Consider the following 256-nt stretch of genomic DNA (forward strand, 5'->3'; position numbering starts at 1 on the left):
TGCCGTGTCCACCGTTGGAACCTGGGTGGTGGAACCCGCGACAGGATTCGGACCGCCGCCGGGCATGTTCGGCACCGATGACTGGGCAGCAGGAACGATCGTGGCAGTGTTGGCGATATTGCCAGTAGTACCCAAGGCCACGGTGCCCTTCACCGTGTAGGTGAGGGTGCCGCCGGTGTTGATGCGTACCGCGCCAGAGATGCTGCCTGTGCCGCTGGCCGCGTTGCAGGCCGTGGGACCGGCCGGGGTCAGATTC

General features: G+C 66.0%; 1 protein-coding gene. It reads right to left on the minus strand.

Features of this window, described 5'->3' with window-relative positions; genetic code table 11:
* On the minus strand, positions 1-256 hold a 256-nt coding region (locus SB847_RS21580), incomplete at both ends, for a hypothetical protein (protein ID WP_410578728.1).

Source organism: Bacillus sp. SIMBA_026 (genome assembly GCF_046535335.1).
Taxonomy (GTDB): domain Bacteria; phylum Bacillota; class Bacilli; order Bacillales; family Bacillaceae; genus Bacillus; species Bacillus velezensis.